Consider the following 12,779-nt stretch of genomic DNA (forward strand, 5'->3'; position numbering starts at 1 on the left):
GAGATTCGTGAAATTTAGCGCCTATATGCATGAGTGGCTCTATGGCAAGGAGGGCTACTACACCAAAGAACGAACTATCGGAAAAGAGGGTGATTTTTACACTGCTGTAAGTACGAGTATGTTCTTTGGTGGAGCTATTGCCAAACGGTTACTCTCAACGATTGAGAGTGGATTTTTAAGCTCTTCATGCCACGTGGTTGAGATTGGTGCGCATAAAGGCTATCTTCTTGCAGATATGATTCAGTTTATCTATACTCTCAAACCTGTATTGTTATCCTCCCTAAAATTTGTTATTGTTGAGCCTTTTGAGGCGAATCAACTTATGCAAAAAGCCTATTTTGAAGAAGCATTTGGTACTGCTATAACTCTCAAACATGTCAAAAATTTAGATGAACTGAGATGTGAAGAAGCATTTTTTGTTGCCAATGAAATTTTCGATGCGTTTCCATGCGAACTTATCAAAGAAGATCAAATGCTTTTTGTCGACAAAGAAAGTCTTTTTTTTGACACGATGGATGAAAAAATGAAAGCAAAAGCAGATGAATATGGCATCAAAAAAGGCGAACTTTGTTTAGAATATGAGCCTTTTGCTAAAGCAATGCATCACTGTTGCAATCGCTTTGAATTTGTAACATTTGATTATGGTGACAAAGAAGAAAGAGGTGATTTTTCTCTGCGTGTATATGCCAACCATCAAGTCTATCCTTTCTTCACATTGACCTCTTTGGTTGAAGAAAAACTTCGCGAAAAAAATGATTTTAATGCTTTTTTTGCCAAATCAGACATTACCTATGATGTTAATTTTAGTCATCTTTTTCATGCCTTTGAAAAAAATGGCATAAAAATTCATGTGTACAGCACCCAAATGAAAGCGTTGGTTGAGTTTGGATTAACGGAACTTTTAGAACTTTTCGCAGAAAATGTTTCTCAAAAACAGTATGAAGCTGAAATGAATAAAATTAAAATATTGATCGATCCTTCTTTTATGGGAGAACGATTTAAAATGGCATGTTTTCGTAAGGGAGAAGTATAATGAAATTAATTATAAATGGTGAAGCCAAAGAAAGTAATGCGCGAACAATTCAAGAATTGATCGATGAATTAGAGATTGAGAGCAAAGTCATGGCATCAGCGGTTAATATGAATGTCATCAAAAAAGAGCAGTGGAAGAGTCATCAACTCTTGGAAAATGACAAAGTAGAATTTTTACAGTTTGTAGGTGGAGGCGCTTAATCAGTGCCAAAGTTGGCGAGTCTCTTTTTTGCCTTCAATGACAGCTACAGCAATCGCAAAACCTTTATCGTGGGTGATGGAGAGTGATACATCAGTGATGTTGTAATCTTCAATGAGATGGCGTGAAAGCGTAAAAGAGGGTGCATTTTTAGCGTCTTTATAAATCTTTATATCCATAAATCCACATTTTTCACTAATGCCGATTCCAAGTGCTTTTGAAATAGCTTCTTTCGCAGCATAGAAACCAGCAGCAGTAGCATCACTTTTTGCAAGAGTCATTTCTTCAGGAGATAAAAATTTTAAAAGCGCCTTGTCTCCAAAGCGCTTTTTGAGTTTTGTGATACGTTCTATCTCAATGAGGTCTATACCGATCATTGAACCACGAAGTCTGTAAAGTAGATGTTTTTGACTTGTCCATCAGAGAGATTTTCATTGATTTTATCTAGGACTTCATCTTTGAGTTTATCTTTACCTTTGAGTGTGCTAATCTCTTCAAAGGTTTTAGATGAGAATGTACGAATGATGATGTCACGAATCAGAGACTTTTTATGATCCATTTCTGGTTGTAACTTTGGATCACTCAGTTCTAAGTCTATAGAGACTTTTAAAAAGCGGTTACCACTTTCGCTGAGTAAGTTAACAACAAATTGTGCCATAGGATACATTGGACCAATAGCTAAATGATCTGTTGATTTTTTGCTACTTTTTTTCTTCTCAGTTTTGACATCTTGTTGTGTAGTTTGTGTTGGTGCTGCCTCATCATGGCTTCCTAAAAGTAAAAAAGCTGCTGCTCCTCCACCTATTAGAAGTACTACTAACAATACGACGACAATAATAAGCACCATATTGCTTTTAGGTTTTTTATCAACGGCACCATCAGCATCTTCAGGTTTTTTACCAGCCATTCTCTATCCTTTTACATGTAAATATACGTTTCATCATATATCGTTTATTTTTATTAAAAATTTACATCCATTCGATTAATTTTGACACTTCATCGATATTATAGCACTTGATACCATCGATTTTTTCTAATGGTAGAGATGGAACAACTGCTTTTTCGAACTGCTGGGACTTAGCTTCTTTGAGTCTTAGGTCAAGATTAAAAATGTCACGCACATCCCCAATCAGTGAAACTTCACCAATGAAAATGGTGTCTTTACTAATAGGGCGATTACGATAAGAGCTAATAATCGCTGCAATAATTGCAAGATCTGCCGATGTTTCATTGATCTTAATACCACCGGCAATGTTGATGTAAACATCATATTGGTTAAACGGTAAATCCAGTTTACGCTCCAAAAGCGCTAAAAGCATTGTAAGACGATTGAGTTCATACCCTGTAGCACTACGTTTAGGGTTAGGATATCCGCTGTCGCTGACTAGTGCTTGTACTTCCAAAACAATAGGGCGGCTTCCTTCCATCATAACCGTAATAGCTGAGCCTGCTTGCGCTTTTCCTCTTGTAAAAAACTTTTTAGAGACATCTTTAGCACTCACAAGGCCCACTTTAGTCATCTCAAAAATACCCACTTCACTGGTTGTTCCAAAACGGTTTTTAAAACCACGAAGAAGACGTAGCTCACGAGAAGAATCGCCTTCAAAGTAGAGTACGGTATCGACCATGTGCTCTAAAACGCGAGGACCGGCGATAGAGCCTTCTTTAGTGATATGTCCGATGATAAATGTTGCAATGTTCTTTTCTTTTCCAAAACGCATTAACTCAAAAGTGATTTCTCGTACTTGTGAGACACTTCCCGGTGCTGAGGCAATTTTTTCACTGTAAATTGTTTGAATAGAGTCGATAATAAGTACTTCAAACGCATGTTTTTCTAGCTCTTTAAATATCGTATCGAGTCTGATTTCAGAGAGAAGATAAAGATTTGGATAATTGCTGTCCACACGGTTTGCTCGCAATTTGATCTGACTTGATGACTCTTCCCCACTGACATAAAGAACTTTTTTACCTTCACGAGCGAGGTTTCCTGCTATTTTAAGAAGTAAGGTTGATTTACCCACACCTGGGCTTCCACCGATGAGGGTAAGGCTTCCTTGAACAATACCTCCGCCAAGCACCAAATCAAGTTCCTGATCTCCTGAGCTATAACGCTCAATTTGCTCAAAACTCACTTCAGTAATAGGAATAGCGTTACTTTGAGTATTGGCTATTGGTTTAGAATTGATCTCTTTGAGTACTTCTATCTGTTTATCGCTGAGTTCAATGTACTCATCCCATGCCCCACAATTAGGGCATTTACCAAGCCATTTGGCACTTTGATGCCCACAGGCTTGGCATTCGAAAAGAATCTGTTTTTTAGCCATTGTTCGTAGTAAAAATAGAATCTAAAATCGTGTCGATGTAATGATCTGCATTAAATGGGATAAGGTCGTCTCTGCCTTCTCCTACTCCCACATAGATGATAGGAAGCTCTAGTGCTTTAGCAATTCCAAAAAGTGAACCACCTTTGGCTGTACCATCAAGTTTTGTGATGATAATTGCATCAATACTTATCATCTCATGAAACGCTTTAGCTTGATTGATCGCTGATGTTCCTTGTGTCCCATCTAGAATGAGAATTTTACGATGTGGTGCGCCAGTCAGTGCCTTATCGCAGATACGAACGATTTTTTTGAGTTCGTTAGCAAGATTGACTTGATTGTGCAATCTTCCTGCTGTATCGATAATAACATGATCGATCTTTTTAGCGACAGCTGAACTGATGGTATCGTATGCCACAGCGGAAGGGTCATGCCCTTGTTGCGTGTAAATGATGCCCACGCCAATTTTCTCTGCCCAACTTTTGAGCTGCTCAATCGCTGCGGCTCTAAAGGTATCAGCAGCACCCAAGAGTACGCTTTGATTTTCTTTTTTATAGTTGTGCGCTAGTTTGGCGATGGTGGTTGTTTTACCTGCTCCATTCACTCCAATAACGAGTTCAACAAAAGGTTTTTGCGATAGATCTTGTGTCGTTGTGTCGTATTTGAAATAGGCTTTTAAAACACGTCTCACATCTTCACGTGCAACATTCTGTGCAGGTGGAAGATAGTAGAGAATCTCTTCAATCAACTCATAAGGAATATCAGACTCGATCAGAATTTCTTCTAGGGTCGTTTTATCAATTTTTTCGACTTTTTCAGGCAATATTTCCTTGATAGCTCCAAGGGTTTTGTCGAGACCTTTTTTAATAAAACTAAACATTAGAGTACTTTTTTGATGTCAGCATCGATCATCTCTTCTGGAATTGCGCCTACATAATGTGTAGAGTATTTGCCGTTTTTATCATATAAGAACATCAAAGGAATGTTTTTAACGCCACCAGCGCTCTGAGCAAGTTTGAAATTGTCAATACCATTGGTGATGATATAATTGATATTGTTATATTTTACAAAGCTGTTGATTTCTTCATTGGATTTGTTTTCTTCCAAAAGAACACTGATGATGACAAAATTGTCTTTGTATTTTTCTTGAAGGTTAACAAGGTGAGGAATTTCAGCTTTACATGGTGGACACCACGTCGTAAAAAAGTTAACTAAAACAATTTTATTTTCATATCCAGCAAAACTAAACCCTCTTTCAAGTGGCGTAACAACAATTTCTTTCCCTGAAATGTCTTGAAGTACAATTTTTTCATTTTTAACCTCTTCTTTGACTTTCGAAGAGTTCTCATCTACTTTCTTTTTTTCAGAAGAACAACCGCTAAAAAAAAGCATAGAACAAGAAACAAATAGAGCAAACCAAAACTTCATCATAATCCTTTATTAAGAGCTCTTCAAGAACTCTGTATTCCATATTTTATTTGCTATAACCTTGCCTCATATGAGGTAAAAACTTCTTGCAAAACTGCACGAAGTCTATTATAATGGCTATGATTGTATTCAAACATGCCTTAAAGTGACAACAATGCAAAAAATTAAGTTTGAGAGTAAGTCGGAATTTCGCTCTTATGCAAGAGAAAAATTGTGTTCAGTACACAATCCTTATAAGCGTGATAAACTCGTTGAAAAACACATTTTAGAACTGTTGAAACATGCCCATGCACGTTCCATATTGCTCTATGTTTCTCTCCCTATTGAAGCCAATACAAAAGGCATTATTGCAACATGCAGGCGAAGAAAATGTAAAGTCTATGTTCCGTTTATGGAAGGCGTCAGTTTCAAGATGGTAAAATGGAGATTGCCTTCAAGTAAGAAAACATTTAACATAGAAGAGCCAAAGAACTCTTTTGCTGTTAAACCAAAAATTGATTTTGCAGTAGTGCCCGTCATAGGGGTTGATGGGGCATTGAAAAGAATTGGTTTTGGTAAAGGGATGTATGATCGTTTTTTTGCATCGCTTGAGCCTAAACCTCCAATAGCATTTGTTCAAAGGGAGTTTTGTATGACACAAAGCCTTTTATCTGAAGCACATGATATTGCAGCTGATATTTATTTAACCCCCTATAAAACTATTATTAAAAGAGGGACAAATGGTCTTAGAGTCATTAGCGGTCGGCGGAGCTGCGCTAGCAAGCGGCGTTGCAGGATTTTTCATCGCGAAAAAGATGGAAGCTGCAAATTATGAGATACATGTTGCTCAAGCAAGAGCTAAAGCAAAAGCCATTGAGCATGAAGCAGAGTTAATTCTTAGTAATAGCAATATTAAGGTTAAAGAAGCAGAACTAGAAGCGAAACGAAAATACGAAGATCGTACGATTACGCTTAAAAAAGAGCATTCAGAAAAAATGCTTGAACTAGAGAAAAAAGAGCGTACTTATAAAGAGGAACTCAAAAAAATCACGAAAGATCGTGAAGACCTTCAAGTGTTGCAAACAAGCGCAAATGCTTTGTTCGATGAAGGACAACAACTCAAAGAAGAATACACCTCTAAAGTCAATGAAGCGCTTATGGTGTTAGAGCGTTCAGCAGGACTTACTCAAAATGAAGCAAAAGAGATCGTTTTAGCCAAAGTAGAAGAACAATCTCGTGCAGAAATTGCACATACGGTTAGACGCCTTGAAGAAGAGGCAAAACAAGATATCAAACGTCGTGTCAATTACATCCTTGCTCAAGCAACAACCCGTTTTGCAGGTGAGTTCGCGGCTGAGCGTCTTATCAACGTTGTTAATATTAAAGATGACGAGCTTAAAGGTCGTATTATTGGTAAAGAGGGTCGCAATATCAAAACCCTTGAGATGCTTTTAGGTGTTGATATTATCATCGATGATACACCAAATGCGATTATTTTAAGTAGCTTCAACCTTTACAGACGTGCCATTGCAACGAAAGTGATTGAGCTTTTAGTTCAAGATGGCAGAATTCAACCAGCACGTATTGAAGGCATCTATGAAAAAGTTAAAGATGAATTTGATCAAAGCTTAATGGAAGAGGGTGAAAATATTATCATCGATCTTGGTCTTTCTAAAATGCATCCAGAGCTTGTAAAATTGATTGGTCGTTTAAAATTTAGAGCAAGTTATGGACAAAATGCTCTTGGTCACTCACTTGAAGTTGCTCATTTAGCGGGTATCATTGCAGCTGAAACAGGCGGCGATGTATTGCTTGCTCGCCGTGCAGGTATCTTACATGATATCGGTAAAGCATTAACACATGAGACAGCAGGAAGCCATGTTGACTTAGGTGCTGAAATTTGTCGTCGTTATAAAGAGCACGATGTGGTTATCAATGCAATTTTTGCACACCATGGACATGAAGAACCAACATCTGTTGAATCAGCAGCTGTTTGTGCAGCAGACACCCTTTCTGCGGCTCGTCCAGGTGCTAGAAGAGAAGTTCTTGAGAGCTTCTTAAAACGTGTTCAAGATATTGAGGAGATTGCAAAAAATAAACAAGGTATTAAGCAAGTCTATGCGATCAATGCGGGACGTGAAATTCGTGTTATTGCAAATGCAAAACTCATCAATGATGATGAAGCAGTACTCCTTGCTAAAGAGATTGCACAAGAGATTGAAAGCAAAGTTCAATATCCAGGTGAAATTAAAGTCAACGTTATTAGAGAACTTCGCGCTGTTGACTTCGCACGCTAAACACATTTAAATGTAGAGGCTTTATGCCTCTACAGCCTGCTTTTTAATGGATACAAAAAATGCATACGCACTACAGCTTCAAAACCCTTTTTGATGAGATAAAACACTACAAAAAAGAGCTGATATTAGCCAATATCATTGCTTTCTTGGCCGTGACTATTAGCACGCCTGTGCCTCTTTTAATGCCTATGTTAGTGGATGAAGTTCTTTTAGGCAAGCAAGGGGTTATGACACACTATGTAGATGCTCTATTTGGAGCTTCAAATCCGGCGTATTTTTATATTGGTGTGGTTTTAGTTATTGTTGTTTTGCTAAGAGTCATCTTTTTTCTTTTAAACTATTTGCAAACAAAACTGTTTACGATCGTGTCTAAAAATATTGCTTTTAAGATTCGCAAAGACGTCTTAGAACATTTGAGCCATGTGGCAATGAACCAATTTGAGTTTTTTGGTTCAGGAAAGGCTGCTTCTCTCCTCGTAACCGATGTTGAGACAATCGATAATTTCTTAGGTGTTTTTGTCAGTCGTTTAATTATCTCAGTATTTACTATTTTAGGGGTAGGTGCTGTTTTATTGATGATTCATTGGCAACTTGGTCTTTTCATCTTAATTCTCAATCCAATCGTCATTCTTTTTACTACGAAATTGGCTAAAAAGGTGGCAAAGCTTAAAAAAGAGCAGAATAAAGCTTTTGAGCTTTTCCAAGAAGCACTCTCTGAGACACTCGATATGTTTGTGCAAATTCGTGCAACCAATAAAGAGAGACTCTTTTTTGATAAAGTGGATGAACACGCTAAAACCATTAAAGAAAGTTCAATTATTTTTGGTTACAAAAGTGATGGCGCTAATCGTCTCTCTTTTCTTGTATTCTTATCAGGATTTGAGCTTTTTCGCGCAGCAAGTATCTTTGTGGTTGCGTATTCAGATCTTAGTATTGGCGCAATGCTTGCTATTTTTGGTTATTTGTGGGTTATGATGCCGCCTATTCAAGACATACTCAATATCCAGTATACCTATCACAATGCAAGCAAGGCATTAGGCCGTATTAACGAAATTTTGAGTCTAAAAAAAGAAGAGAGAGGATCACACATCAAAAATCCTTTCTTAGAAACATATACAAATGCAATTGAACTTAAAGACGTCAATTTTAGCTATGATGGAACAAAACAGATTCTTGAAGATATTAATTTGACAATTCCAAAAGGTTCAAAAATCGCTATAATAGGCGCTAGTGGAAGTGGTAAAACAACATTGGCACATCTTTTGGTAGGACTGTATCCATTAGAATCTGGTGATATTTTCTTTGATGGCATTTCAGTCAAAGAGATTGGTTTAGATGTGGTAAGAGATCATCTCTTTTTAGTGTTACAAAATCCACAACTTTTCAATGCTTCTATTGCTCAAAACTTGATGATTGATGAAAAAACCGATAAAGCACTCATTCATCAGGCGTTACAAATTGCTCAGTTGGAGAGTTTTATTGATGAACTTCCTGAAGGGCTACAAACGCAAATAGGCAAGCATGGCATTAAGCTTTCAGGTGGACAAAGACAACGTCTAAGCATCGCTCGTATGGTGCTGCAAAATCCTAATGTTGTTATTTTGGATGAGTCAACATCAGCATTGGATGTTCATACGGAAGTAAAGCTTTTTAACGCACTTGAAAATTATCTAGAATGTAAAACAACCATTATTATAGCGCATAGGCTTAGTACGATTAAAAAGGCCGATTTTATCTATGTGTTGGATAAGGGGCGTATTGTTGAGTCTGGCACACATGAGGAACTTATGCGTCAAGAGGGCGCATTTTATGAATACGTTGTACAAAATAGAAGGAGTAAAGATAATGAAAAAAATATGGCTTAGTTTAATTATAAGTTTTGTAATGACCACAACACTTTTTGCATCTGCGGAAGAGAAACTTTTGGATTCCTCCAATGCTCTTAAAAACATGATATATGATTCAAAAATTAAAGTACCACAGAAAATTCTTGAGCGTGCTCAGGCGATTGCTATTTTCCCTGGAACGATTGAAATTAGTATGTTCTTAGGTGGGAAAACAGGTAATGGTGTTATGGTCGTTCGTAGAAGTGACGGTTCATGGAGCTATCCATTTTTTGTGAAACTTGGTGGAGCGGGACTTGGTTTTCAACTCGGCTTTGAGAAAAAAGATATCTTGATGATTTTCCAAACAAAAGACAGTATTCAAAAATTGATGAATAATAAAATTACACTTGGAGCAGATGCATCTGTTGCTGCAGGTCCTGCAGGTGAGAGTGCTGGTAGAGGTAGTGAGCTTGATTTTAAATCAGAGGTCTATACCTATACGAAGACAGAGGGAGCGTTTGTGGGTGTGTCAATTGATGGATCTGTTATGAACCATGATTATGACCAAAATATCGAACTCTATGGTAATAATATCACCCCAGCACAAATTGTAGAATCGGATGGACTGATCTCTTCATATGCTGTTGAAGAATTCCTCAAAGCAATACAAAAATTGACACGTTAAGGATTAGTGTGGAAGATATATTAAGTTCTCTCTCTACGTATGGATATATTATCCTTTTTTTATATTCGTTTGGCGGCGGTATGGTCGCCATTATTGCTGCTGGAGTGCTATCATATGCAGGTAAAATGGACTTAAGTGCATCAATCGCAGTGGCAGCGTGTGCGAATATCATCGGTAGTTCATTTTTATTTTATATGGGACGTTACAATAAAAAAGCGTTAATGCCTTATATTAGGGATCATCGAAGAAAGTTAGCACTCAGTCATATTTTGATGAAAAAGTATGGAGATAAAATTATTTTCATTCAAAAGTTTATTTATGGGCTAAAAACACTTGTGCCTATGACCATTGGATTGACAAAGTATCCACAAGTGAAATTTCATATACTCAATACAATTTCAGCTATTGTTTGGGCCGTAGTTTTAGGTATAGGAAGTTTTATGACAGGCGATATTTTAATGCGCATTGCTGCGTATTTTTCTGAAAATACCTTTTTAGCACCATTGATTTTACTCTCTATCATTGGGCTTATCTGGTTTTACTTCCAAACTGCTACTAAAAAGAAAAACTAAACTTTAAGTGCATTGCCAACCTGCCAGTAATCGCTACTGGCAGGTTACTTTAAAATATTTTATTACTTAAAATAAGCATTTTTTGTTCAAAACGATTCATAAACTCATTGTAAACTTTGCATGAATGACTGATGGTACAGATTAAACTTTTCATAGAAGGCTCCTCTGTTATAAAATTTTCAATATTGTAATAAAAATAGAAAATATGCTATAATTTTATTTCAAAATGAAATATTGGAGGATAATATGCCAGATATTTTAACGGTTTTGAACAGGGTTAAGGATATTTTATCTCAAGAATTAGGTGATCGTAAGGTATTTGACAAAGATGTTGCAGAAGCTCTTGGCATCAATCAGCTCACCCTTGCAACAATGAAAAATCGTGCCAAAATTCCGTATAAAGAAATTCTTGAATTTTGTGCGAAACGAAAAATTTCCATTAATTGGCTTTTGTTTGACCAAGTTGTTGAGAGTTTACAAGCAGAAACAGATAAATTTGCCAGAGTGCATTATTTTAGAGACATATATGCTTCAGCAGGCGGTGGTGCTTTGAATGAAGATGAAGAGGGCGAAATGATGTATCTTGATGAAGAGATTGTTCAAAAGCTGGGTGGTCTTGGAATGATCAAACATATTCAGGCTATTAATGTTTTAGGCGATTCTATGGAGCCCACACTGTACAGTGGGGATGTTGTTTTTATCAATAAAGAGTACACAAATGCACGCAAAGCAGGCATCTATGTTGTTTCAACGCCAGTAGGACTTTTCATCAAACGTTTACAACTTCATGCTAATGGAACAGTCGCTTTGGTCTCTGATAATGAAGCGTATTCACCTGAGATTATTAATGCAGAGGATGTTCAAGTTCTCGGGAAAGTGGTTGGAAAACTCTCCGCAAATGTTTAGAGTTTAAGAGAAGCGTTAATCTATGATCTCTTCTTTGCCCAAAAGGCTGCTAGGAAGGCTCCTGATATATTTTGCCAGACACTAAAAATTGCTCCAATAAGAGCACTTAGGGGAGTAAAATATTTAATAGCTAAGGCAACAGCTAAGCCAGAGTTTTGCATTCCTACTTCAATTGCAATGGTTTTACAAATTGCATGATTGTATCCAAGCCATTTTGCAACACAATAACCACTCGCAAGTCCTACGCTATTGTGAAGTACAACGCCGATGATGCTCAAAAATCCTATAGTTGCTATATGTTCTTGGTTGATAGCCACGATAATGGCAATAATAAAGACAATAGAGAGCATAGAAAATGTTGCTAAATAAGGCTCATAGCGTTTAATGCTTTCATGTAAAAAATAATTGATGATGACTCCAAAAATAACTGGTACAACAACAATTTGCAAAATGCTCATCAACATTTCATTGAATGGAACAGGAACACTTTGACCTACATATAAAAGGGTTAAAACAGGTGTTACAACAACTGAGAGTAGGGTTGACGTCATTGTCATTGTGATAGAAAGCGCTACATCTCCTTTTGCTAAGTAAGTAATTACATTCGATGCTGTTCCTCCTGAAACGGAGCCTACGAGGATCATCCCTACTAGTAATTCTGTTGAGAAGCCTAGTGCTTTTGAGAGTATCCATGCAGAAAGAGGCATGATAAAAAATTGTAATGCTACTGTAATTGCGATAGGTTTAGGGCGATGAAGCACACGTGCAAAATCTTCTAGACGAAGAGTAACACCCATAAAAAACATAATAGCCATCAGAAGCGGAGCAATGTAGCTTTTAAAAGAAAGAAAAATAGGTGGAAGAAAATAGGCACAAAAAGAGAGTAATAAAACCCATAGAGGGAAAAGAGCATTAAGACGATTAATCATTAAAATCCTTGTGCAAAAAGATGGAGGAGATTATAACAAAAATGTGGATGGGTACTAAAAGAAGAATGAAGGACATGTAAAGAGTCAGGCTCTTTACATGTAGGGATTTTTTAAAGTTTGTCTTTGATTTCGATCGTGATCATTTTGTCGTTTTGTGTAATACTATCAAGTACTTTAAAGCTCTCTTTGTCGTCTTTATCAATAGCACCAAAAACGGTGTGAACACCATCTAAGTGAGGACAATCAACAAAGCAGATGAAGAATTGGCTACCGCCTGTGTTTGGACCTGCATGTGCCATTGAAAGAGAGCCACGTTTGTGTCTGCTCTTTTGACCTCTACATTCACATGCGATGCTCCAACCAGGGCCTCCTGTTCCTCTTCCACTTGGACAACCACCTTGTGCCATAAAGTTTTTGATAACACGGTGGAAAATAAGCCCATCATAAAACTTATCATTCGCAAGTGTTGCAAAGTTAGCAACTGTAGTTGGTGTCTCTTCTGGATTAAGCTTAATAACAATATCGCCTTTTTCAGTTTTAATAATGGCATATTGAAAAGCGCTTAATTGCTCTTTTGTGTAATCGTATGTTTTTAATTTGCTCAT

General features: G+C 37.1%; 15 protein-coding genes. 8 read left to right on the plus strand and 7 right to left on the minus strand.

Annotated elements, in window-relative coordinates; all coding sequences use genetic code 11:
* Positions 1-7 precede the first annotated feature (7 nt).
* A complete protein-coding gene (locus tag UCH001_RS04945; RefSeq protein WP_067175032.1) occupies positions 8-1,033 on the plus strand; it encodes an SAM-dependent methyltransferase in 1,026 nt (341 codons plus the stop codon).
* Positions 1,033-1,233, plus strand: a complete 201-nt coding sequence (gene thiS, locus UCH001_RS04950) for a sulfur carrier protein ThiS (RefSeq protein WP_067175034.1) — start codon at positions 1,033-1,035, stop codon at positions 1,231-1,233. Before UCH001_RS04945 ends, thiS begins: the two co-directional genes overlap by 1 nt.
* Here the strand turns inward: thiS and acpS are convergent, their stop codons facing one another.
* The 5 genes from acpS to UCH001_RS04975 form a co-directional block, all read right to left on the minus strand.
* Positions 1,234-1,608: a holo-ACP synthase gene (acpS, locus tag UCH001_RS04955; protein ID WP_067175039.1), complete on the minus strand. Its 375-nt coding sequence runs from the start codon at positions 1,606-1,608 to the stop codon at positions 1,234-1,236.
* Positions 1,605-2,138 carry a flagellar basal body-associated protein FliL gene (fliL, locus tag UCH001_RS04960; RefSeq protein WP_067175040.1) on the minus strand — a complete coding sequence of 178 codons (534 nt, stop codon included), beginning with the start codon at positions 2,136-2,138 and terminating at the stop codon, positions 1,605-1,607. Before fliL ends, acpS begins: the two co-directional genes overlap by 4 nt.
* Positions 2,139-2,199: 61 nt before the next feature.
* Positions 2,200-3,555, minus strand: coding sequence for a DNA repair protein RadA (gene radA / locus UCH001_RS04965; RefSeq protein WP_067175043.1), 1,356 nt, complete (start codon positions 3,553-3,555; stop codon positions 2,200-2,202).
* Positions 3,548-4,432, minus strand: coding sequence for a signal recognition particle-docking protein FtsY (gene ftsY / locus UCH001_RS04970; RefSeq protein WP_067175044.1), 885 nt, complete (start codon positions 4,430-4,432; stop codon positions 3,548-3,550). The genes radA and ftsY overlap by 8 nt, the downstream gene beginning before the upstream one ends.
* Positions 4,432-4,980, minus strand: a complete 549-nt coding sequence (locus UCH001_RS04975) for a TlpA disulfide reductase family protein (RefSeq protein WP_067175048.1) — start codon at positions 4,978-4,980, stop codon at positions 4,432-4,434. Before UCH001_RS04975 ends, ftsY begins: the two co-directional genes overlap by 1 nt.
* Positions 4,981-5,134: 154 nt before the next feature.
* Between UCH001_RS04975 and UCH001_RS04980 the strand changes: the two genes are divergently transcribed.
* The 6 genes from UCH001_RS04980 to UCH001_RS05005 all read left to right on the plus strand — a co-directional run bounded on the left by UCH001_RS04980 (position 5,135) and on the right by UCH001_RS05005 (position 11,245).
* The gene (locus UCH001_RS04980; protein ID WP_231963973.1) at positions 5,135-5,794 is read left to right on the plus strand and encodes a 5-formyltetrahydrofolate cyclo-ligase; all 660 of its coding nucleotides are present in this window, start codon (positions 5,135-5,137) and stop codon (positions 5,792-5,794) included.
* Entirely contained in the window at positions 5,700-7,256 is a 1,557-nt protein-coding gene (gene rny / locus UCH001_RS04985; RefSeq protein WP_067175057.1) for a ribonuclease Y, read from the plus strand. The genes UCH001_RS04980 and rny overlap by 95 nt, the downstream gene beginning before the upstream one ends.
* 59 nt (positions 7,257-7,315) lie before the next feature.
* Positions 7,316-9,121 (plus strand): ABC transporter ATP-binding protein, encoded by a 1,806-nt coding sequence (locus UCH001_RS04990; protein WP_067175064.1) that lies wholly within the window; start codon positions 7,316-7,318, stop codon positions 9,119-9,121.
* Positions 9,102-9,767: a lipid-binding SYLF domain-containing protein gene (locus UCH001_RS04995; protein ID WP_067175071.1), complete on the plus strand. Its 666-nt coding sequence runs from the start codon at positions 9,102-9,104 to the stop codon at positions 9,765-9,767. The genes UCH001_RS04990 and UCH001_RS04995 overlap by 20 nt, the downstream gene beginning before the upstream one ends.
* Positions 9,768-9,775: 8 nt before the next feature.
* Positions 9,776-10,339: a DedA family protein gene (locus tag UCH001_RS05000; RefSeq protein ID WP_067175075.1), complete on the plus strand. Its 564-nt coding sequence runs from the start codon at positions 9,776-9,778 to the stop codon at positions 10,337-10,339.
* 246 nt (positions 10,340-10,585) lie between these two features.
* On the plus strand, positions 10,586-11,245 hold the full coding sequence (locus UCH001_RS05005) for a LexA family transcriptional regulator (protein ID WP_067175077.1): 660 nt from the start codon (positions 10,586-10,588) through the stop codon (positions 11,243-11,245).
* A gap of 20 nt (positions 11,246-11,265) precedes the next feature.
* On the opposite strand, the gene UCH001_RS05010 is transcribed toward UCH001_RS05005, so the two are convergent.
* Together UCH001_RS05010 and UCH001_RS05015 are read right to left on the minus strand one after the other, a co-directional pair.
* Entirely contained in the window at positions 11,266-12,174 is a 909-nt protein-coding gene (locus tag UCH001_RS05010; protein ID WP_067175079.1) for a bile acid:sodium symporter family protein, read from the minus strand.
* Between the two features lie 110 nt (positions 12,175-12,284).
* Positions 12,285-12,779 carry a peptidylprolyl isomerase gene (locus tag UCH001_RS05015; RefSeq protein WP_067175086.1) on the minus strand — a complete coding sequence of 165 codons (495 nt, stop codon included), beginning with the start codon at positions 12,777-12,779 and terminating at the stop codon, positions 12,285-12,287.

This window comes from Sulfurospirillum sp. UCH001 (genome assembly GCF_001548035.1).
In the GTDB taxonomy this organism is placed as follows: Bacteria; Campylobacterota; Campylobacteria; order Campylobacterales; family Sulfurospirillaceae; genus Sulfurospirillum.